The 19,114-nt window shown below is 66.4% G+C and carries 20 protein-coding genes; 11 read left to right on the top strand and 9 right to left on the bottom strand.

Annotation, left to right across the window (positions count from 1 at the left end):
* The first annotated feature begins 4 nt into the window (after positions 1-4).
* A complete protein-coding gene (locus tag NDI89_RS13080; protein ID WP_277522051.1) occupies positions 5-757 on the top strand; it encodes a ribonuclease H-like domain-containing protein in 753 nt (250 codons plus the stop codon).
* 81 nt (positions 758-838) lie between these two features.
* Positions 839-1,234, top strand: a complete 396-nt coding sequence (locus NDI89_RS13075) for an acyl-CoA thioesterase (RefSeq protein WP_277522050.1) — start codon at positions 839-841, stop codon at positions 1,232-1,234.
* Between the two features lie 15 nt (positions 1,235-1,249).
* Here NDI89_RS13075 and ddfA read toward each other — a convergent pair whose 3' ends face one another.
* Positions 1,250-1,543 (bottom strand): DdfA family disk-determining factor, encoded by a 294-nt coding sequence (ddfA, locus tag NDI89_RS13070; protein WP_277522049.1) that lies wholly within the window; start codon positions 1,541-1,543, stop codon positions 1,250-1,252.
* Between the two features lie 248 nt (positions 1,544-1,791).
* Between ddfA and NDI89_RS13065 the strand changes: the two genes are divergently transcribed.
* Both NDI89_RS13065 and NDI89_RS13060 read left to right on the top strand, forming a co-directional pair.
* Positions 1,792-2,415, top strand: a complete 624-nt coding sequence (locus NDI89_RS13065; protein WP_277522048.1) for a DUF7998 family protein — start codon at positions 1,792-1,794, stop codon at positions 2,413-2,415.
* A gap of 6 nt (positions 2,416-2,421) precedes the next feature.
* Positions 2,422-3,636 (top strand): hypothetical protein, encoded by a 1,215-nt coding sequence (locus tag NDI89_RS13060; protein ID WP_277522047.1) that lies wholly within the window; start codon positions 2,422-2,424, stop codon positions 3,634-3,636.
* A 241-nt stretch (positions 3,637-3,877) separates the two neighbouring features.
* On the opposite strand, the gene NDI89_RS13055 is transcribed toward NDI89_RS13060, so the two are convergent.
* Positions 3,878-5,260 (bottom strand): heme-copper oxidase family protein, encoded by a 1,383-nt coding sequence (locus tag NDI89_RS13055; protein WP_277522046.1) that lies wholly within the window; start codon positions 5,258-5,260, stop codon positions 3,878-3,880.
* Positions 5,261-5,352: 92 nt separating this feature from the next.
* On the opposite strand from NDI89_RS13055, the gene NDI89_RS13050 reads away from it, so the two are divergent.
* The 3 genes from NDI89_RS13050 to NDI89_RS13040 all read left to right on the top strand — a co-directional run bounded on the left by NDI89_RS13050 (position 5,353) and on the right by NDI89_RS13040 (position 6,417).
* Positions 5,353-5,781, top strand: a complete 429-nt coding sequence (locus NDI89_RS13050) for a MoaD/ThiS family protein (protein WP_277522045.1) — start codon at positions 5,353-5,355, stop codon at positions 5,779-5,781.
* A gap of 93 nt (positions 5,782-5,874) precedes the next feature.
* Entirely contained in the window at positions 5,875-6,180 is a 306-nt protein-coding gene (locus NDI89_RS13045; RefSeq protein ID WP_277522044.1) for a CGCGG family putative rSAM-modified RiPP protein, read from the top strand.
* Positions 6,181-6,285: 105 nt separating this feature from the next.
* Entirely contained in the window at positions 6,286-6,417 is a 132-nt protein-coding gene (locus NDI89_RS13040; protein ID WP_277522043.1) for a DUF7577 domain-containing protein, read from the top strand.
* A 36-nt stretch (positions 6,418-6,453) separates the two neighbouring features.
* Here the strand turns inward: NDI89_RS13040 and NDI89_RS13035 are convergent, their stop codons facing one another.
* On the bottom strand, positions 6,454-7,671 hold the full coding sequence (locus tag NDI89_RS13035; RefSeq protein ID WP_277522042.1) for a TIGR04347 family pseudo-SAM/SPASM protein: 1,218 nt from the start codon (positions 7,669-7,671) through the stop codon (positions 6,454-6,456).
* Positions 7,668-8,030 (bottom strand): Htur_1727 family rSAM-partnered candidate RiPP, encoded by a 363-nt coding sequence (locus tag NDI89_RS13030; RefSeq protein ID WP_277522041.1) that lies wholly within the window; start codon positions 8,028-8,030, stop codon positions 7,668-7,670. Before NDI89_RS13030 ends, NDI89_RS13035 begins: the two co-directional genes overlap by 4 nt.
* 147 nt (positions 8,031-8,177) lie before the next feature.
* Here NDI89_RS13030 and NDI89_RS13025 point away from each other — a divergent pair, with 147 nt between their 5' ends.
* The gene (locus tag NDI89_RS13025) at positions 8,178-9,299 is read left to right on the top strand and encodes a TIGR04053 family radical SAM/SPASM domain-containing protein (RefSeq protein ID WP_277522040.1); all 1,122 of its coding nucleotides are present in this window, start codon (positions 8,178-8,180) and stop codon (positions 9,297-9,299) included.
* A 450-nt stretch (positions 9,300-9,749) separates the two neighbouring features.
* Here the strand turns inward: NDI89_RS13025 and NDI89_RS13020 are convergent, their stop codons facing one another.
* Positions 9,750-11,588 (bottom strand): acetyl-CoA carboxylase biotin carboxylase subunit, encoded by a 1,839-nt coding sequence (locus NDI89_RS13020; RefSeq protein WP_277522039.1) that lies wholly within the window; start codon positions 11,586-11,588, stop codon positions 9,750-9,752.
* A 163-nt stretch (positions 11,589-11,751) separates the two neighbouring features.
* On the opposite strand from NDI89_RS13020, the gene NDI89_RS13015 reads away from it, so the two are divergent.
* On the top strand, positions 11,752-12,906 hold the full coding sequence (locus NDI89_RS13015; protein WP_277522038.1) for an SPFH domain-containing protein: 1,155 nt from the start codon (positions 11,752-11,754) through the stop codon (positions 12,904-12,906).
* Positions 12,907-12,937: 31 nt separating this feature from the next.
* Here NDI89_RS13015 and NDI89_RS13010 read toward each other — a convergent pair whose 3' ends face one another.
* The 3 genes from NDI89_RS13010 to NDI89_RS13000 all read right to left on the bottom strand — a co-directional run bounded on the left by NDI89_RS13010 (position 12,938) and on the right by NDI89_RS13000 (position 15,891).
* Complete coding sequence (locus NDI89_RS13010) at positions 12,938-13,711, bottom strand: hypothetical protein (RefSeq protein WP_277522037.1); 774 nt, start codon at positions 13,709-13,711, stop codon at positions 12,938-12,940.
* Between the two features lie 280 nt (positions 13,712-13,991).
* Entirely contained in the window at positions 13,992-14,342 is a 351-nt protein-coding gene (locus NDI89_RS13005; protein ID WP_277522036.1) for a DUF8022 family protein, read from the bottom strand.
* A gap of 4 nt (positions 14,343-14,346) precedes the next feature.
* The gene (locus NDI89_RS13000; RefSeq protein ID WP_277522035.1) at positions 14,347-15,891 is read right to left on the bottom strand and encodes an acyl-CoA carboxylase subunit beta; all 1,545 of its coding nucleotides are present in this window, start codon (positions 15,889-15,891) and stop codon (positions 14,347-14,349) included.
* 158 nt (positions 15,892-16,049) lie between these two features.
* Here NDI89_RS13000 and NDI89_RS12995 point away from each other — a divergent pair, with 158 nt between their 5' ends.
* Positions 16,050-17,393 (top strand): sodium-dependent transporter, encoded by a 1,344-nt coding sequence (locus tag NDI89_RS12995; protein ID WP_277522034.1) that lies wholly within the window; start codon positions 16,050-16,052, stop codon positions 17,391-17,393.
* 143 nt (positions 17,394-17,536) lie between these two features.
* On the opposite strand, the gene NDI89_RS12990 is transcribed toward NDI89_RS12995, so the two are convergent.
* Entirely contained in the window at positions 17,537-18,271 is a 735-nt protein-coding gene (locus NDI89_RS12990; RefSeq protein WP_277522033.1) for an SDR family oxidoreductase, read from the bottom strand.
* A 126-nt stretch (positions 18,272-18,397) separates the two neighbouring features.
* On the opposite strand from NDI89_RS12990, the gene NDI89_RS12985 reads away from it, so the two are divergent.
* The gene (locus NDI89_RS12985; protein ID WP_277522032.1) at positions 18,398-19,093 is read left to right on the top strand and encodes a glycerophosphodiester phosphodiesterase; all 696 of its coding nucleotides are present in this window, start codon (positions 18,398-18,400) and stop codon (positions 19,091-19,093) included.
* Positions 19,094-19,114 lie beyond the last annotated feature (21 nt).

Below are 19,114 nucleotides of genomic sequence, written 5' to 3'. Positions count from 1 at the left end.
TGGTGTGCGAATCGAGAACAGTTTCATTCCCGTCCGCGGCGTCGGGGAAACCACCGAACGGCGCCTGTGGGAGAACGGCATCACCCACTGGGACGAGTTCGACGGCAGCGTCGTCGGGTCGACGCTGGCCGATCGGATCGAGACGTTTATCGACGACGGCTGGACTCACCTCGAGCGCGGGGACGTCTCCGTCTTCGCCGAGGCGCTCCCGGCGTCCAGTCGCTGGCGGTGTTACGAGAACGTCAGTTCCGAAACGTGCTTTCTGGATATCGAGACGACCGGACTCGACGCGTCGTGTAACGACGTGACGACCGTCAGCCTCCACCGCGGCGGCGAGACGAAGACCTTCGTCAAGGACCGCGATCTCACGAGCGAGCGCCTCGAGCGGGAACTCGACGACTCGGCGCTGCTGGTGACGTTCAACGGCCAGCGCTTCGACGTGCCCTTCCTCGAGACGTGTTTCGACGTCGACGTCGACGTTCCGCACGTCGACCTCATGTACCCCTGCAAGAAGCTCGGGCTCGACGGCGGGCTGAAAGCGATCGAGCAGGAAGTCGGTATCGATCGGGATATGCCGGATATCAGCGGGCGCGATGCCGTCCGTCTCTGGCACGAGTACGAACGCGGCGACGAGAGCTCCCTCGAGACGCTCGTCGAGTACAACCGAGCGGACACGCGCAATATGGAGCCGCTCATGGAGATCGTCGCGGATCGGCTCCACGAGAACGTCTTCGAGGCGGCGACGGCCGACGACTGAGCGCTCGCGTCCGTTTCCCAGCGATCTACGGACAGCAACGAGCAGCCAACTATACGGCGGCGAGTGCCGTACCGTCCGGTGATGGACGACTACAGCTACGAGACGACCGTCGACGTTCGGCTCCGCGACATCGATTTCATGGGTCACGTCAACAACGCGACCTACGCGACGTACCTCGAGCAGGCCCGAGAGGACTTCTTCCGCGACGTGCTCGATATCTCGCTGGTCGAGACGGACACGGTGTTGGTCCACCTCGAGATCGAGTACGCGAGCCCGATCGAGGCCGACGACACCGTCACGGTCGCGCTTCGCGTCCCGAAACTCGGTGACTCGAGCATCCCGATCGAGTACGAAATCCGAGCGAACGGATCGCAAGCGGCCAGCGCACACACCGTTCAGGTGCTCGCCGATCCGGACACTGGCGGGTCAAGGTCCATTCCGTCGGCGTGGCGGACGCGAATCGAACGACACGGGTGACCGGGGTAGCAGGGGTTACTCGAGGTCGCCGTCGCGATCGGAGACGTCGACGTCGCCGTCGTTCGTGACGACGACATCGTAGCCACAGAACGGGAATTCGACGCGCCCGGTCGGTCGGTCGCTGCCGTTTTCGCGGGTCGCAAAGAGCGAATCGAGGGCTTCCGGGTTGATTACGTCGTAGAGGGCGTCGTACTCCGGGGGCTCGAGTTCGACGGGATCGATCCCCTCCGCTTCGGCGACGGCAGCGATAACGTCGAAGCTAATAGACTGCGCGGCTGATGTGTCCGACTGATCGACTGAGAGTAGCATTGACCGGACCCTTTTTTCGATCGGATATAAATCCTCTGGCCCCAACCCGTGCTTGGACATCAATTGTGTACAAAGTATACCACTTCTGCACATCAATGTATTTATTTTAGTAAGAATAAGTAATAATTTTATGTAAGTCAGTATTTCTAAAACTGTTCAGGGGACGACAGTTATTGCGCAATCACCGGTTGTAGATGTTCGAATCACGGAAATCGCCGGGTCTCGGACCGCACGTGTCTCACTCGAACATGTTCGCAACGAAGTACTGGACGGCCCGCGACGAAGCACGGCGTACGATGAATCCCTTTTCGAGCGGCCGATCGACGGACGGGGATAGTTTCGACGAGCCGGGATCGTTCGTCGCCGACCACGTCCCGGATCCCGGAGCGTTCCTCGAGGGGCACGACCTCCTCGAGGGTGACGAGCACGTCGCGTTCCACGATATCACGCGAGACCTCTTCGAAGAGCGGGGCGTCTACGACGCGACCTTCGGCTACAACCTGGCGCGGCTCAACCTCGACCGGCGACATCCCGACGCGGGATACCGGTACGCGGTCGACGCCGACGACCCGAGCGTCCTTCGGGCGGAGTTCAGTCCGACCACCGAGTTCTGCCCGCAAGCCGACGCGCTCGTCAAGGGCTCGTTCCGCGCGTGGAACGGCCTGAGCGATCGCCACGAGTACGATCTCGTTCGCGTTCGGGTCCGCCCGACGCACCACCAGTCCGACTCGCTCAACGAGACCCTCGAGGAGATCGAAGCGCAGTACCGCGAGTCCGGCGAGGTCCCGAGCGAACCGGTCGGCGGATCGGCGGAGAGTACCACCGACCGGGGACAGGGGGAAGACCAGACGACCGTGCAGTCGCCCTTCTGATCACCGATGGGTTCGGAGGGCGGACCCGCGACCGCTACGGTCACGCGCTGGTCCCGAGCTTTCGTCGCGGCGGGCGTCGGCTTCTTCCCCGCGTGGCACGTCGCCGTCGCGATCGGCCTGCCGCGAACAGCGACGGTTCCGCTCGGCGTGTTCGGGTTCGTCTTCCACGTCGTCTTCGGCAAGGCCTACACGCTCGTCCCGTCGTACTTCGCCCGTGAACTGGCCGTTCCACACGCGCCGGCGGTCCATCTCCCGTTCGCACTGTTCGGGACGGTCGCGACGGTCGCCGCAGCGACCGGCATCGGTCCGCCGACGCTCGCGGTCGCGGGTGCGACGAGCTGGCTCGTCGGCTGTCTCGTCTTCGTCGCCGTTCTCTGTTGGACCGTCCGAGACAACCCGACGGGCCGGGAGACCGGCACCGGCACGACCGATACCCACCGGGTGCGGGTCGACCGGCTCGCGAACGCGGCCGTTCCCGTCGTGCTCGCGTACCTGCTCGTCGGGTCCGCCCTCTCTCCGGCCGCCGAAATCGGCCTCGAGCTACCGGGTCTGCCGGCGAACGGAGCGGCGGCGACCCACGTATTCGCGGCCGGAACGGCGGCACTGCTCGTGTTCGCGATCGGGTCCCGGCTGTTACCGCGACTGCTCGCGGCCTCAGTGAGGCCGCCGCTCGTCGCGGTCGTCTTGCTCGCCGGCGTCGTCGGCCCGGCGCTGCTCGCGGTCGATTTCCGAGGCGGATCCCTCTTTCACGCGGGTGCCGGACTCCAGGCGACCGCGCTCGTCGGCTTCGCCGCCGCGATTCTGGACCTGTCCCGACAGAGCGACCGTCGACGGGTCGGCCACCGGGCGATCGTCGCTGCGGGCGGCTGTGCTGCACTGGTGGCTGCGCTGGGACTCGCGTTCGCCTTCGCCCCCGCCTCGAGCCTCCCCGCCTCCGCGTTCGACGCCCACTACCGGCTCGCGGTCGGCGGCTTCGTCGGGCTGACGATCGTCGGCGTCACCTACCACTTCTATCCGCCGGCCGTCGCCGCCGCACCGGGGATCGGGGACCGGACTGCGAGGGCGTCGGTCGCGGCACTCGTCGCAGGTCTGGGACTCGAGGCCGGCGGGCTGCTCGCGTCGGTCTCGCCGCTGGTAGCCCTCGGTCGCTGGCTGGCGGTCCTCGGGGCGCTCCTCTACGCCGCGGTCATCTGGACGATCTTCCTCGAACGGGCGGGGTGACGGATCGGGCCGATCTACTCCGCTCGGCGCCCGAGCCAGCGGACCGCGGGCGTCGCGGTGATCCTGCGGACGACGGTCGAGATCGGGACGACAGCGCCTGCGACAGCCCACAAACCGTCGCCAGCGGAGTACGGCGACCGGTACCGGGTACGATCCGATCGAGGCTGCAGAAATCGCCCGTCGACGACTCGCCGTGCTCGTACCGTCTCCGAAACGCTGGCGTCGGTCGTCTCGTTTCCCGTTACTGCTCCGCCGAGACGCCGACATCGGGCTCTCCGGGGCTCGTCGCAGAGGAGTCGTCGCTCGAGCCGAGCCGACTCGCGAGCACGCCGGCGATCCCGTCAGGACCGTGTCGGTGGATGGTCAACAGCATGTTCGCGACGAACAGTGCGACGCCGACCGCGGCGAGGACGCTGCTGGCCGTGATCGCGGCCGCCGGAAGACCGGCGAGCGGGGCCACCGCGAGCCCACCGAATCCGCCGAGCGTCGTCCAGAAGTCGGCCCGCTCGAGGCGATCGTCGTAGAGGTCGTCGATCATCGGCACCTGTTCGAAGCCCAGCCGGTCGCTGTAGTGTTCGATCCAGATGATGAAGGGAACGATATGGTAGAGCGAGCCGATGACGACGAAGCCGAAGACGCCGAAGAGGAGGAGGTTCCGCGCCCCCGGATGGCCGAACAGCGACTCGAACGCCAGCGGATCGGCCCACCACGTGGGCCCCGCGAGGGCGATCCACGCGAACAGCGCCGCCACGACGACCCAGTACCGAGCCAGCATCGGGGACCGCTCGACCGTCGCACCGGCCAGCAGTCGGCCCACGACGACCGCGAACGCGAGGAGGCCGACGGCGAGGCCAACCGCGCCGACTCGAGCGAGGGGGTCGATAGCGAGTCCTCGCCCGAGCGCGAGCGCGGCGAGCCCCGCCGGGAAGCACACCTGCTCGAGCGCGAGCAGCCCCTCGTCGAGCCGATCCGGATCCGCCTGCGTGAACATTTTCGTCAGCTGGAAGAGCGCGCCGACGACCGTCGCGAGCAGGGCGCCGAACAGCGCGAGCGTCGCGTGGGAGAGATGGATTCCGGCTCGAGTCACCCCGATCGAATCGAACACCGGCGTCGTGAAGTCGATCGCCAGCGCGAGGCCGAGCGGCGCGACGAGCCCGAACGACGCGAGCGCGAGCGCGAAGTGCCGTTCGGTGAAATCGAACGGGCGCGCGCGTGAGAGCGTTCGCCCGACGTTGTAGACGAACGTCCAGATCCCGGCGAGCATGAGCGCACCGCCGACCGGAAGCCACGCGAGCGCGCCGGCGAGCAGCGCCGCTGCGAAACCGACCAGCCCGGCGACGAGGAGCCACAGCTGCGCGACCGCCAGCCGTCTCGAGTGAATCGTCGCGCCGGACCAGACGGGGACGAACTGCGTCATCGCGCCCATGATCGTCACCCCGACCCAGCCCACGAGCAGGAGGTGCAGGTGCGCCAGCCCGGAGAGGCCGGGCAGCGTCGCGACGGTCATCACGACCCCGCCACCGACGCCCGCGACGAGGAATCCCAGCGCGAGCACGAAGTGCCGCAGCGGGATCGCCATCGGCGGCTGCTGATCGGTCCGGAGCCCGCCCGGTATTCCGTTCATGGACGGGCGTACGCCCCGGACGGCCGTCCCCTTCCTCCCGAACACGTTCGGAAGTGAGTGTTTGCTCGCTCGTCCCGTACGACCGATGACCCATGGGAACCAATCAGGCAGCGACCGCCGGCGACCGACGATCGGACCAGACGAGCGACCGAGCGCTCGACACGACGACCGTGACCGTCCGCTGTACCGGTCACGTCCGCACCGCCGTCGGCACGCACGAACTCGAGTTCACCTTCGAAGGGGACCGACTCCGGGACTTCCTCGAGGACTTCTTCGAAGAGTACGACCTCGAAGACATGCTGATCGCCGAGACCGAAGCGGACGCGACCCACAGCGGCTGGGCCCCGGTGCCCGACGATCTGCCCGGAACCTGGCGCAAGAATCCGGAGGGCGACCAGACCAGGCCGTACGCGCGGGTGTGCATCAACGGCCGCTTCAACGAACACTGCGGCGGCTTCGAGGCGGAACTCACGGACGACGACCGCGTGGCGCTGATCTACCCGTTCATGTTCTGTTGTTGACCGTGCCGCTAGCAGCGGTGTGACGAGCGGTTCGTCACGGGGCCGAACCGGTTCGGCTCAGACCTTAGGCCCGTCCGGGACCGAGTCACATCTATGAGCGAAACCGCCTCCGACGTCGAACCCGTCACGCGCCGCGACCACGAGGCGTCGTGGTCGGCGAACCTCGAGGGACCCGAACACGCCGCGAACCGAGAACTCGTCGTCGAACAGGCGAAAGACGCGATCGACGCGACGGCCACGGGTTTCCACGTCAACCTCGTCACCCACGGCGAACACGGCCGTCCCGAATCGTATCTCTGGGAGGAACTCGAGGCCGCGTTCGAGGGGGTTCGGCTCGAGTACGTCGATCGGTGTGGCTGTGGCGGGCACGTGACCCGCGCCCACGTCGGCGACGACTGAAGGGGCGATAATCGGGGTGCCCGCTGCGGTCCCTCGCGACCGTGTCGTCGTTCCCTTGCGATCGTCAGGCGGAGGGCTATTTGTTCGCGTTCGATAGTGCCCACGATGGGTACTCGAACGCGGACGATCGACGAACCGGTCACCTGCCGGGCGTGTGGAACGGAGAACGAACACAGCTACACCTACTGCCGCCACTGTCTCGAGCAGCTTCCCGCGCGGCCCGATTCCAGCCGCTGAGCGAACCCGCCGTCCGAGAACTGCGAAGCGGCGTCGTCAATCCGCGGCACCGCCGACGACGGAGCCGCCACCTTCCCCGCGCACCTCGTCGTCGCGCAGGTAACACTGCGGATCCGGCGCGAAGAGGTCCCCGGTCGTCGCCAGCGCCCGCAACCGAGAGGCCCCGCGACAGATCGATTGATACTGACAGTCCGCACACTTTCCCGTCAGGCGTTGCTCGCGGTTTCGGAGCGCCTCGAGCAGCGGGTTCGACTCGTCCTCCCAGATTTCGCCGAAGGGACGATCTCGAACGTTGCCCAGACTGTACCCCTGCCAGAACTGCGTGAGGTGGACGTTGCCCTGATAGTCGACGTCGGCGACCCGCTCGCCCGTCGGGTCGCCGCCGTTTCGCTCGAGGTAGTCGTACACCGCCCGCGCTTTCGCCTCGCCGAAGTTCTCGCGCGCGTACTCGACGAGGAACGCGGCGTCGGCGTAGTTGCCTACGAGCAGGGTCTCGATCTCCTCGCCCCGGTCGTGATACTCGAGGGTCAGGTCGGCCACTCGTTCGATCGCCTCCCGTTTCTCGACCGGGGAGAGATCGGCATCGACGATCTCCGCGCCTCGGCCGCCGTAATCGAGGTGATAGAAACAGAACCGGTCGAGTCCCTTCTCCGCGAGCAGGTCGACGACCCCCTCGAGGTCCGGTGCGTTGGCCTCCGTGATCGTGTAGCGGAGGCCGGTCTTGAGACCGGCCTCGAGGCAGTTCTCGATACCGCGGACGGCGGCGTCGAACGCGCCGTCCTCGCCGCGGAAGCGGTCGTTTCGCTCGGGCAGGCCGTCGACGGAGATCCCGGCGTACTGGAGCCCCGCATCTCGTAACGCGTCGGCTTTCTCGCGAGTGAGCAGTGTCCCGTTCGAGGACAACACCGGCCGGAGGCCGCGATCGGCCGCGTAGGAGACGAGTTCGATCAGATCGTCGCGGACGAGCGGTTCGCCGCCGGAAAAGAGGACGACCGGCGCACCGTACGCCGCGAGCTGGTCGAGGAACGACTTCGCCTCGGCGGTCGTGAACTCGCCGGTTGCGGGTTCGGTCTCGGCGGCGGCGTAGCAGTGCGAACAGTAGAGGTTACACCGGCGGGTCGTGTTCCAGACGACGACCGGTCGCCGCTGTTTCTCCTCGGTGATCTGGGGTTTGTCCGACCCCTCGGCCGCGTCGTAGCGCAGGCCGTCTCCCTCGGCGTCGAGGTCACAGAGCAGCTTGCTGATCGAGATCACAGGCTGTTCACCTCCGAGGCACCGGCGGTCTCCTTGTAGACGCGCGGTTCCTCGCTCTCGTCGTCATCGCCGTCATCGTCGTCGCCCGCAGCCTCGTCTGACCGTTCTTCTGCCGTCTCGGCGAGGCCGCGCGTCGAGTACCGCTCGACCGCGTCGGCCGGACAGAGCCAGACGTCGGCGGCGTACCAGCCGAACAGGCGAGACGCGTGTTCGTGCGCCTCCGTCCCGCTCGCCGCGGCGACGCTGCCGACGTGGCGCATGGGGTCGTCCTCCGCGTCGCGAACGAAGACCTCCCACTGCCGAGTCGGGTTCCCTCGCTCGTCGCTCTCGACCGCCGACCGGCGTGCTTTCTCGACCATATCCGAACGTTCGAGACGATATCCAAGGCCGTTCCGCGACCTCCCAGCGCGCGGGAATACCCCGCCGATCGGACGAACATCTTCCCGTCTTCCCGAGCCGCGGGAACGAGAGGGGCGTTTTCGGTCGTCCCGTTCCCAGTCCCCGCTATGCGTCCCGGCACTCTCGACACGTCCGAGCGACCGTTCGTCCTCATCTGGGAGCTCACCCAGGCCTGCGGGCTCGCCTGCGATCACTGTCGGGCCGACGCCGAGCCCCAGCGACACCCCGACGAACTCTCGACGGCGGAGGGGAAGGAACTGCTCGAGCAAGCGGCCCGGTTCGGCGACGGCCAGCTGGTCGTCCTCTCGGGCGGTGACCCGCTCGTCCGCGACGACGTCGCGGAACTGATCGCCTACGGCGACGAGCTCGGTCTGCGGATGACGATCACGCCCAGCGGAACGGGGTCGCTGACCGCCGACCGCATCGAGTCGATGGCCGACGCCGGGCTCAAGCGAATGGCGGTCAGTCTCGACGGCGCTTCGCCGGAGTCTCACGACGCCTTCCGCGGTGAGGACGGGAGTTTCGAGGAGACGATCCGGGCCGTCGAGGACGCTCGAGCCGCCGGTCTCCCAGTGCAGGTCAATACGACGGTGTGTCGGCAAACCGTCGACGAACTCCCCGCGATCCGCGACCTGCTGACCGAGATCGGGGCCGTCATGTGGAGCGTCTTCTTCCTCGTGCCCGTCGGTCGGGGGCGCATCCTCGAGCCGGTCGCGCCCGACCGGGCCGACGCGGTGATGGAGTGGCTGGCCGAGGTCAGCGAGACGGAACCGTTCGGCGTCAAGACGACCGAGGCACCTCAGTACCGACGGGTCGCGATGCAGCGCGAGGCGGATGCGGACGGTGACGAGGGCGCGAACCCCGGCGTCAAGCGCCGGACCGGTATCGTCGCGGGCGACGGCTTCGCCTTCGTCAGTCACACGGGCGAAGTGTTCCCCTCGGGATTTCTCCCCGAATCGGTCGGCAACGTCCGCGATCGACCGGTCACCGAGCTCTACCGCGAGTCGGACCTGTTCCGGTCGCTTCGCGATCGCGATCAGCTCTCCGGCAAGTGCGGCGCCTGTCCCTATCGCAACGTCTGTGGCGGGAGCCGTTCGCGCGCGTTCGCCCACACCGGCGACCCGCTCGCGAGCGATCCGCTCTGCCCCTTCGTTCCCGAGGGCTACGACGGCCCGCTCCCCTGGGACGACGCGGACGGCGAGACGCGCGGCGTCTCGAGCGGCGACTGACATCGATTTCGGGCGCAATTCGAGTCGGACGGAATCGTGGGGTAGCCACGGTCGAGGCGTTTCGCGCGTCAGCCGTCCGACGGCTGTCCGATCGGCTGTGCGCTGCGTCTCGAAAAAATCGGTTCGACGGCCGCGACCGTGTCGGGTGAGTAAACAACCACTACTGCGGCACTGCCCCGCGAGTGGCACGGTCTCGGATCTCGTCGAGGCGATTCGCTGGAGTCGCTATACAGACACACGGGTTGACGTAGCGACTGCGGTCACCTGCACGCATCAACCGACGAGAACCCGGGTGGTGAATCGGGTTCGATGGAGCGCGGGCATCCGTCGACCTCCATCGCCGCTCGAATGCCTACGTCGGGAACGCGTGCGGATAGATCGATGCGACACCACTCCCTTTGCCGTTCTCCCGAAGACATTCGGACCCCCTCGAGTCGACGCGACGCCGGATTACTCGAGGACGACCAGCACGTCGCCCATGTCGACGCTATCGCCTTCCTCGACGGCGATCTGCGTGACCGTCCCGCCGCGGGACGCGACGATGTCGTTCTCCATCTTCATGGCCTCGAGGACGACCAGCACGTCGCCGGCCGCGACCTCGTCGCCCTCTTCGACTTCGATGTCGAGGATCGTCCCCTGCATCTCGGCGTCGACGGTCTCGCCTTCGCCCTCGAGTTCGGCACCGCCGTCGCTGCCCGAGCCGCCCGCGGGCTCCGGTCGGCTCGCCTGTCCGCCTGCATCCACGTCGCCAGCGGGGATAGCGGGTGCGCCGTGTTCCTCGAGTTCGACCTCGAAGCGTTTGCCGTTGACCTCGACGGTGAACTCGCGCTCGACGGCCTCCTCCTCGTCGCCGCCCGCGCCGCCGTCGCCGATGTCGCCGCCCCACTGCTCTTGGGCCTCTTCGATGCGGCTCTCCTCGAGTTCCTCGTCGAGGTACTTCGTGGTGTGCGTACTCTGCACGAACTCCTCGTCGGTGAGCATCAGCCGGTGGAACGGGATGATCGTCGGGATGCCCGCGATCTCGTACTCCCGGAGCGCGCGGAGCGAGCGCTCGATGCACTCGTCGCGGTCCTCGCCCCAGACGACCAGCTTCGCGATCATGGAGTCGTAGTCGGTGACGAGTTCGTCGCCCTGCCGCAGGGCGTCGTCGAGTCTGACGCCGATCCCGCCCGGCGGGTCGTACGTGTCCAGCGTCCCGCCGGTCGCGGGGGCGAAGTCGTCGGCCGCGTTCTCGGCGTTGATCCGGAACTCCATCGCGTGGCCGTCGATGTCGACGTCCTCCTGCGCGAAGTCGATCTCCTCGCCGGCGGCGACCTGGATCTGGCGCTTGACGATGTCGATGCCGGTGATCTGCTCGGTGACCGTGTGCTCGACCTGGATCCGCGTGTTGACCTCGAGGAAGAAGAAGTTCGCGTCCGGTCCGAGGGGACCGTCGCGGCCGGGCTCTTCCTCGACGAGGAACTCGACGGTCCCCGCGTTGGTGTAGTCGGCGGCGGCGACGCCCCGGCGGGCGGCCTCGCCGATCTTCTCGCGGAGCTCGTCGGTCAGCGCTGCGGATGGACCTTCCTCGATGACCTTCTGGTGACGGCGCTGCAGCGAGCAGTCGCGCTCGCCGAGGTGGCGCACGTTACCGTGTTGGTCCGCGACGATCTGGACCTCGATGTGGCGCGGCTGCTCGAGGTAGCGCTCGAGGTAGACCGAGTCGTTGTCGAAGTAGGCCTCGCCCTCGCGTTTGGCGCTCTCGAGCTGGTCCTCGACCTCGCTCTCGTCCCAGACGACCTTCATCCCGCGGCCGCCGCCGCCGCCTTCGGCCTTGATGGCGATGGGGTAGCCGTGTTTCTCCCCGAACTGCTTGACCTCCTCGGGGTCGGTGACTGGGTCGGTGGTCCCCGGAACGATCGGGACGTCGGCCTCCTGCATGATCTTGCGGGCCTTGGTTTTCTCGCCGAGCGACTCCATCGCACTGCTGGACGGCCCGATCCAGGTGATTCCCTCGGCGTCCTGGACTTTGCCCGCGAACTCGGCGTTCTCGGCGAGGAACCCGTAGCCGGGGTGGATGGCGTCGGCGTCGGCCTTCCGCGCAGCCTCGATGACGGCGTCGTGATCGAGGTAGGAGTCGGCCGCGCGGGCCGGTCCCACGTTGTACGCTTCGTCGGCGTAGCGCACGTGTCCCGAGTCCTTGTCCGCCTCGGAGTAGACGGCGACGGTCCCGATATTCAACTCTTCGCACGCCCGCATGACGCGGACCGCGATCTCCCCGCGGTTTGCCACGAGAACCTTCCTGAACATTCCTGTGGAAACCGTCGTCAGGGACCTACCTTACTTTTTCGCAACGGGTTCGACACCGCGACGGATCCCGCCCGTCGGCCACCGGCCTCCCGCGAGCCGATCGGAACGCGTCTCATGGTAGTTATGGGCAAGCGTTATCCGATCTGAGGACCTGATACACACGATGTACGAGTTCATACTCCGCCCGCTGCAGGCCCAGTCCGTGCTCGAGGATCCCCTCCTGATCGTCGGGCTCGTCGGACTCCTGCTCGTCGTGATCACGGTCTGGCAGATGGTCGAGATCGTCGACGCCTACGACAGAGCGGCGCTGACCGTTTTCGGGGAGTACCGCAAGCTGCTCGAGCCGGGGCTGAACATCGTTCCGCCGTTCGTCTCCCGAATTTACACGTTCGACATGCGAACCCAGACGCTGGACGTCCCTCAGCAGGAAGCGATCACGCGGGACAACTCGCCCGTGACCGCCGACGCCGTCGTCTACATTCGGGTCATGAACGCCAAACGCGCGTTCCTCGAGGTCGACGACTATCAGCGCGCCGTCTCGAACCTGGCCCAGACCACGCTGCGCGCCGTGATCGGCGACATGGAGCTCGACGATACGCTGAGCCGACGCGAGATGATCAACGAGCGGATCCGCACCGAGCTCGACGAACCCACGGATGAGTGGGGGATTCGAGTGGAATCGGTCGAGGTCCGCGAAGTGACCCCGTCCGCGGGCGTCAAGGGCGCGATGGAGGAACAGACCTCCGCCGAGCGCCGCCGGCGCGCGATGATCCTCGAGGCGCAGGGCGAACGCCGCAGCGCCGTCGAGAAAGCGGAGGGTGACAAGCAGTCGAACATCATCCGCGCCCAGGGTGAAAAGCAGAGCCAGATCCTCGAGTCCCAGGGTGACGCGATCTCGACCGTCCTCCGCGCGCGCTCGGCGGAATCGATGGGCGAACGCGCGGTCATCGACAAGGGCATGGAGACCCTCGCGGAGATCGGTCAGGGCGAGTCGACGACGTTCGTCATGCCCCAGGAGCTCACCTCGCTGGTCGGCCGCTACGGCAAGCACCTCTCGGGCAGCGACGTGAAGGGCAACGGGACGGACCTCGAGAGCCTCGAGTTCGACGACGAGACCCGTGAGCTGATCGGTCTGGACGACATCGCCGACATCATCGGCGAGATCGACGAGCAAGCCGAGATGGACGTCGAAGCGATGGAAGAACAGGCTCGAGCGATCAAGGAGGGGCAGGACGTCGGAATGGAGGCCGAAGATCCGATCACGATGTCGGAAACCGGGGACGGAGCCGACGCGGAACCGGGCGCCGACGCGGAGTAGCCACGCCCCTCGAGCGGGGGATCTGCCGCCGTCAGTCGGTAGTGCTCGAATTCACTCGTTCTTCGATCTCGTCACGGCCCTCCTCGAGCCACGCCGGTTCGCTCGGTTCGACGGCCGTGATCTCCTGTGTGAACTCCTCCGTGACGAATCGCCGGTCACCGTCGGCCGTCAGTTCGCCCTCGAGCGTGTAGCCCGCGAGATGGCCGTCTTCGGCGAGCGCGAGCGTGAAGGAGACGTTCTCGTAGCGCCCGAGTCGGTCGGTGTGGCCCTCGAGGCGATACCGCTCGTCCGATCCGTTCTCGACCGTGACGGTCTCGACTGCGTCGTAGGCCTCCTCCAGGGGGATGGGCGGAGCCGGTTCGATGGATCGGGTCGAATCGGCCGTGTACGTGACCGTTCCCGACTCGGTCGTTCGAACGATCGGCAGTTCGGTGTCGATCCAGTGATCGTCGATCACCGTTTCGGTCCCGTTTCCGGAGACGGTTCGCTCGACGCGGGCGGGCGATCCGGTCGGCGCAGCGACTACCGTTTGCGTCTCGCGCTCGACGACCGTTCCCGCTTCGTCCCGAACCACCGTCTCCCGGCTGCTCCGGTAGGATTCGTGATCGAACGCGTCGTAGTGCGCGCTGAGGAGGAGATAGCTGTCCGTCACTCCCTCCTCGGTGAGCCCCGGGAGGAGTTCGCTCTCGTTCGCGTCGTTCGCCGTGGAATCGGTCCCGTCGTCGACGAGGCCGCCACAGCCCGCGGTCATCACGACGAGGACGACCAGCAGTGTGACGGTATGGACACGCGTACTGTCAGGCATCCGTTTCAGTGTTCGAAAGCGGCAACGCGGGCAGTTGACGGGCCCCTGAACCGATATTTCGTTCTCGAGGACCGAATCGAACGAATCCGGACCGTTCAACCGACTGGTTCGCGGAGGGTGACCGTCCCATATAGTGTCAAACACCCTTCTATACTATGTCTTTTCTGCACTACCCCAACGGCTGCAAGCCGGCGTCTATGGGCGTGAAAAGACCGCTTCGGGGTCGCTGCCGGTGGAGAACCGCGATCGGATCGGTTCAGAATCGCCGTCGGGACCGCCGCTAGAACTGCTTCGTCCGCCCCGCGGCCGACCACGGATCGGTCGGCGCATCGCGCGGCACGCGGACCGTCCGGTGTTGCTGTGCGCGGACCCGACCCGCGAAGGCCCAGCGCTCGTCGTCCCACGTCTCCTCGCCCTCGGTCGCCGCCGCGGCGGCCGCGAGCGCGTGGTCGTGGAGGTGGGCACCGATCGCGGCGGCGATCGCTGCAGCTTCCTCGTCGTCGGCGTCGTCCGGGAGATCGAGCGTGACGTCCCCGGGCAGGACCGCCTCGAGTCCGGCCGCCTCGCCTTCGGCGGCGGCTTCGTCCGTGGACGGAGCCGCGCCGTCGGCGGTGGGCTGTTGTGAAGTCATCTGACTACAGCGGGATGTTGCCGTGTTTCTTGTCCGGGTTCTGTTCGCGCTTGGTTTCGAGCATCTCGAGGTCGCGGATGAGCCGGGGCCGGGTCTCCGTGGGGACGATGACGTCGTCGAGGAACCCTTTGTCCGTCGCGGTGTAGGGGTTCGCGAACTCCTCGCGGTACTCCTCGATGAGTTCGTCGCGGAGTTCGTCGGGGTTGTCGGCCTCCGCGAGTTCCTCTCGGTAGAGGATGTTGACGGCCCCCTGCGGGCCCATGACGGCGATCTCGGCGGTCGGCCAGGCGTAGTTGACGTCCGCGCCGAGGTTCTTCGACGCCATGACGCAGTACGCGCCGCCGTAGGCCTTCCGGGTGATGACCGTCAGCAGCGGGACGGTCGCCTCCGCGTACGCGTAGAGCAACTTCGCGCCGTGACGGATGATCCCGCGGTGTTCCTGATCGGTGCCGGGCATGTAGCCGGGGACGTCGACGAAGGTGACGATCGGGATGTTAAAGGAGTCACAGAAGCGGACGAATCGCGACCCCTTCATCGAGGCGTCGACGGTCAGCGTGCCGGCGTTGACCCGGGGCTGGTTGGCGACGAGGCCGACCGAGCGCCCGTCGAGTCGGCCGAAGCCGACGACGATGTTCTTGGCGAAGTTGTCCGCGACCTCGAAGAACGAGCCCTCGTCGACGACGCTATCGATGACATTGGTCATATCGTAGGGCTTCTGCGGGCTCGGCGGGACGATACTCTTGAGATCCTCGTCGCGGCGGTCGGGGTCGTCCCAGGGCTCGACGCGGGGCGGATCCTCGACGTTGTTCTGTGGCAGATAGGAGAGGAGCCGCTTGATATCGTCGAGGGCCTGCTCCTCGCTCTCGCAGGCGAACTGGGCGACGCCGGTCTTGCCGGCGTGGGTCATCGCGCCGCCGAGTTCCTCGTGGGTGACCTCCTCGCCGGTGACGGTCTTGGTGACGCCGGGACCGGTGATGTACATGTGGCTCGTGTCTTTCACCATGAAGATGAAGTCGGTGATCGACGGGGAGTAGACCGCCCCGCCCGCACACGGGCCCATGATCCCCGATATCTGGGGGACGACGCCGCTGGCCTCCTGATTTCGCCGGAAGATCTCCGTGAAGCCGGCGAGGCTCTTGACGCCCTCCTGAATGCGGGCCCCGGCGGAGTCGTTGAGCCCGATGACGGGCGCACCGACTTCCATCGCCATGTCCATCACTTTGCAGACCTTTTCGGCGAAGACTTCGCCGAGCGAGCCGCCGAAAACGGTGAAGTCGTGGGCGAAGACGAAGGTGGTCCGTCCGTTGACCTCGCCGTAGCCCGTGACGACGCCGTCGCCGGGGATCTTCTTCTCCTCCATCCCGAACTGGCTCGTCTGGTGGGTCCGGAGCTGGTCGAACTCCGTGAACGTGCCGTCGTCGAGGAAGTAATCGATCCGCTCGCGGGCGGTCATCTTCCCCTTGTCGTGTTGCTTTTCGATTCGGGCTTCGCCGCCACCTTTTCGGGCTTCTTCGCGGAGTTCCTCGAGTTCGTCGATGCGGTCTTCCATCGTCACGTCGGGAACACCCCTGCGCGATTCATACGCCGTTGTGCGAGGACCAACTGGAAAAGGATTCCGTAACACCCTCACGATTAATAACTCCCCATCTGGCAAATGATAGAACGGCCACGAAAAGTTATATAGGGTTGTTTTTTATAAAAGCGGGTATGGCACAACGCGAATCATGGGCCACACGAACAGGATTCATTCTCGCTGCAGTCGGAAGTGCAGTGGGGCTAGGTAACGTTTGGCGATTCCCGTATCAGGTGGGAGAGTACGGCGGCGCGGCGTTTCTCGTGTTCTATCTCCTCCTGATCGCGTTCGTCGGGTTCCCGGTCATGATGGTCGAGTTCGCGATCGGCAGGTACACCGACCGAAACCCCGTCGGCGCGATGAAACAGATCGGAAGTGGAGTCTGGTCGAAAATCGGCTGGGTGTTCCTCGTCGCCGGCTTCGTCATCCTCTCGTACTACAGCGTCGTCGCCGGGTGGATCCTCCAGTACACCGTCATCGGACTGCAGGGTAACTACGCCGCCGGCGGCGCCGGCGCACAGTTCGCAGCGACCACCGGCGGGCTGACGTCCGTGCTCACGCACGCGATCTTCATGGCCGCCGTGATCGGAATCGTCGCGTTCGGCATTCAGGACGGAATCGAGTTCTCGGTCAAACTGATGGTGCCCGCGATCCTCGCGCTACTGGTCGGGCTAGCGGTCTACGCCGGAACGCTCTCCGGCGCCGGCGAGGCGTACGCGTACTACCTCTCGCCAGATCTGGGAACGATGGCAGCTAACTGGACCGAAATCCTCCCCGCAGCGGCCGCACAGGCGTTCTTCACGCTGTCCCTCGGGATGGGCGTGATGATCACCTACGCGTCCTACCTCGGGGAGGATCGAAACCTCGCCAAGGACGGCGTCATCATCGTCGGCCTCGACACGCTGATCGCGTTTACGGCCGGGCTGGTCGCGTTTCCGATTCTCTTCACCGCCGACCTGACGGAGACCACCGACGGTCCAGGCTTCATCTTCGTCAGCCTCTCCGAGGCGTTCAGCAACATCCCGCTCGGCGGCGTCCTCGGTGCGATCTTCTTCGCGACCGTCTCGATCGCCGCCCTCTCGAGCGCGATCAGCATCATGGAGGTCGTCACCTCGTACCTGATCGACGAATACGGGGTCGACCGAAAAGTGGCAGTGGGTGCCCTCGGGACCGCGATATTCCTCCTGGGCGTTCCCGTGGCCTACGATCAGTCGGCGTCGTTAGTCTGGCTCGTTGTGTACGACGGGATCGCAAACCAGATCCTGCTCATCCTCGGCGGCCTGCTGTTGGCGATCTTCGTCGGCTGGTTCGCCACCGATCTCGGGCTCGAGGAACTCGACAAGGGCGTCCGGGACCTCGGCGCCTGGGGACAGGCCTGGATCTGGATCCTCCGGGTGCCGGTCATCGTCCTGTTGCTGGTGGTCCTCTGGCAGAACGCGACCGGCGTCTACGAGAGCTTCGTCGGCATCTTCGGCTGAGGTCGCGGATCGCCGACGTCGAACCGACTCGCTTTTTTCGGCCGCCGATACGACAGGTCCCGACGGGCGGTCGCTCGTACCGTCGGTCGTCGAACGCAGCGCCTGCCGTCGGCCGCTTCGCAGCGGGCCCAGGGCGGATCGATTCAGGCCTCGCCGTACACCGGCACGGCAGCACCGCTCGTCACCGCAGCCCCGTCGCTACAGAGGAAGGCCATCACGTCCGCGATCTCGAGGGGATCGACCCACTCGTCGTGATCCGCGTCGGGCATCATATCCCGATTCATCGGGGTGTCGATCACGCTCGGCATGACGCAGTTGGCCCGCACGGTCCCGCGATTCTCTTCCGCTAACGTCTCCGTCAGCAGCCGGATGCCGGCTTTCGTGATCCGGTAGGGGCCGTCGCCCTCGCCCCCCTCGAGCGACGAGCGGGCACTAATGCTCACGATCGATCCCTCCGTCTCCTGCAGATGGGGGACGGCGTGTTTCGACGCGAGGAAGGCCGTCTTCAGATTGATGTCCATCAGGAGTTCGAACTCCTCGAGATCGGTGTCCTCGACGTGGTCGCCGCCGCGCCACGTGCCCGCGATATTCAGGAGGTGGTCGATTCGGCCGTGGTCGTCGACGACGGACTCCACCAGTTCCGCGACGTCGCTCTCGTCGGTCAGGTCCGCCTCGTAGAAGGCGAGGTCGGGTTTCTCATCGGGTGCATACTCGAGCTGGCTGTCCTCCTCGTCCGGCGCGACGACGTCGACGGCACAGACCGTCGCACCCGCCTCGAGGAACCGGTCGACGGCGGCGCTGCCGAGCGCGCCGCTCGCACCGGTGATCACCGCGACGGTTCCGCTGAAATCGACGTCGAAATCCGTTCTCGCTGCCATACCAAACGGTGTGTTGTCCGGTCGCATCAAAGCCGGGGTGTGGTTACGAGTGGTACGTATCGGACTCGATACAGCGGCTGCAGTCGGGGGGACGACTGAAGTCGTCGCGACGCGATATCTCACTGAATGCGCCTCGTCGCCCACCGTGGATTCGCCGCAAGCGCTCCCGAGAACACGATCGATGCCGTCCGGACCGCTGCCGAGTACGCCGACGCCGTCGAGGTCGACGTGCGACGCTGTGGCTCCGGCGAACTCGTCGTCGTCCACGACGAGACGATCGATCGCGTCACCGACGGCTCCGGCGCAGTCGCTGAGACCGCACTTTCGGCGCTCAGGGACCGCACCGTCCTCGAGTCCGACGAGTCGATCCCGACCCTCGCCCGACTGCTCGAGGCCGCCCCGCCTGCCGTCGAACTCACGCTCGAACTCAAGGAACCGGATATCGCCGCGGACGTCCTCGACACGCTCGACGACGCTGCCGTCGACAACCGCGTCGTCACGACGTCGTTTCTGCCCGCCGAGTTGCGGACGATTCGCGACCGCGACCCGGAGCAATCGATCGGACTGCTGGTCAGCCGCCGCCTCGAGACGCCGGTCACGACGGCGATCGAACTCGACTGTGACGTGCTCGGCGCGAACCGGTGGCGCTGTCTGGCGACCGGGATCGTCCCGCGGGCGAGTGCGGTGGGACTCGAGGTTCACGCGTGGACGATCGACCGACGAGCGACGGCGGCACTGCTCGCCCGTCGCGGCGTCGACGGCGTGATTGCGGACCGACCGATCGACCTGCCGTCTCCCGAGCCGGGGTCGATGACACCGTGAGCGACGACGCCGGTCGGCCCC

Source organism: Natrinema salsiterrestre, from assembly GCF_029502005.1.
In the GTDB taxonomy this organism is placed as follows: domain Archaea; phylum Halobacteriota; class Halobacteria; order Halobacteriales; family Natrialbaceae; genus Natrinema; species Natrinema salsiterrestre.
Note: the sequence above shows the minus strand (reverse complement) of the source record. Positions and strands in the feature narration are given on the sequence as shown.

Excerpts from the sequence above, each read along its gene's own strand:
- ddfA (WP_277522049.1), bottom strand. The coding sequence starts at position 1,543 with ATGCTACTCTCAGTCGATCAGTCGGACACATCAGCCGCGCAGTCTATT.
- NDI89_RS13025 (WP_277522040.1), top strand. The coding sequence starts at position 8,178 with ATGCGTCCCGGCACTCTCGACACGTCCGAGCGACCGTTCGTCCTCATC.
- NDI89_RS13030 (WP_277522041.1), bottom strand. The coding sequence starts at position 8,030 with ATGGTCGAGAAAGCACGCCGGTCGGCGGTCGAGAGCGACGAGCGAGGG.
- NDI89_RS12995 (WP_277522034.1), top strand. The coding sequence starts at position 16,050 with ATGGCACAACGCGAATCATGGGCCACACGAACAGGATTCATTCTCGCT.
- NDI89_RS13005 (WP_277522036.1), bottom strand. The coding sequence starts at position 14,342 with ATGACTTCACAACAGCCCACCGCCGACGGCGCGGCTCCGTCCACGGAC.
- NDI89_RS13000 (WP_277522035.1), bottom strand. The coding sequence starts at position 15,891 with ATGGAAGACCGCATCGACGAACTCGAGGAACTCCGCGAAGAAGCCCGA.
- NDI89_RS13045 (WP_277522044.1), top strand. The coding sequence starts at position 5,875 with ATGAGCGAAACCGCCTCCGACGTCGAACCCGTCACGCGCCGCGACCAC.
- NDI89_RS13010 (WP_277522037.1), bottom strand. The coding sequence starts at position 13,711 with ATGCCTGACAGTACGCGTGTCCATACCGTCACACTGCTGGTCGTCCTC.
- NDI89_RS13020 (WP_277522039.1), bottom strand. The coding sequence starts at position 11,588 with ATGTTCAGGAAGGTTCTCGTGGCAAACCGCGGGGAGATCGCGGTCCGC.
- NDI89_RS13015 (WP_277522038.1), top strand. The coding sequence starts at position 11,752 with ATGTACGAGTTCATACTCCGCCCGCTGCAGGCCCAGTCCGTGCTCGAG.
- NDI89_RS13075 (WP_277522050.1), top strand. The coding sequence starts at position 839 with ATGGACGACTACAGCTACGAGACGACCGTCGACGTTCGGCTCCGCGAC.
- NDI89_RS13040 (WP_277522043.1), top strand. The coding sequence starts at position 6,286 with ATGGGTACTCGAACGCGGACGATCGACGAACCGGTCACCTGCCGGGCG.
- NDI89_RS13060 (WP_277522047.1), top strand. The coding sequence starts at position 2,422 with ATGGGTTCGGAGGGCGGACCCGCGACCGCTACGGTCACGCGCTGGTCC.
- NDI89_RS12990 (WP_277522033.1), bottom strand. The coding sequence starts at position 18,271 with ATGGCAGCGAGAACGGATTTCGACGTCGATTTCAGCGGAACCGTCGCG.
- NDI89_RS12985 (WP_277522032.1), top strand. The coding sequence starts at position 18,398 with ATGCGCCTCGTCGCCCACCGTGGATTCGCCGCAAGCGCTCCCGAGAAC.
- NDI89_RS13055 (WP_277522046.1), bottom strand. The coding sequence starts at position 5,260 with ATGAACGGAATACCGGGCGGGCTCCGGACCGATCAGCAGCCGCCGATG.
- NDI89_RS13050 (WP_277522045.1), top strand. The coding sequence starts at position 5,353 with ATGGGAACCAATCAGGCAGCGACCGCCGGCGACCGACGATCGGACCAG.
- NDI89_RS13065 (WP_277522048.1), top strand. The coding sequence starts at position 1,792 with ATGTTCGCAACGAAGTACTGGACGGCCCGCGACGAAGCACGGCGTACG.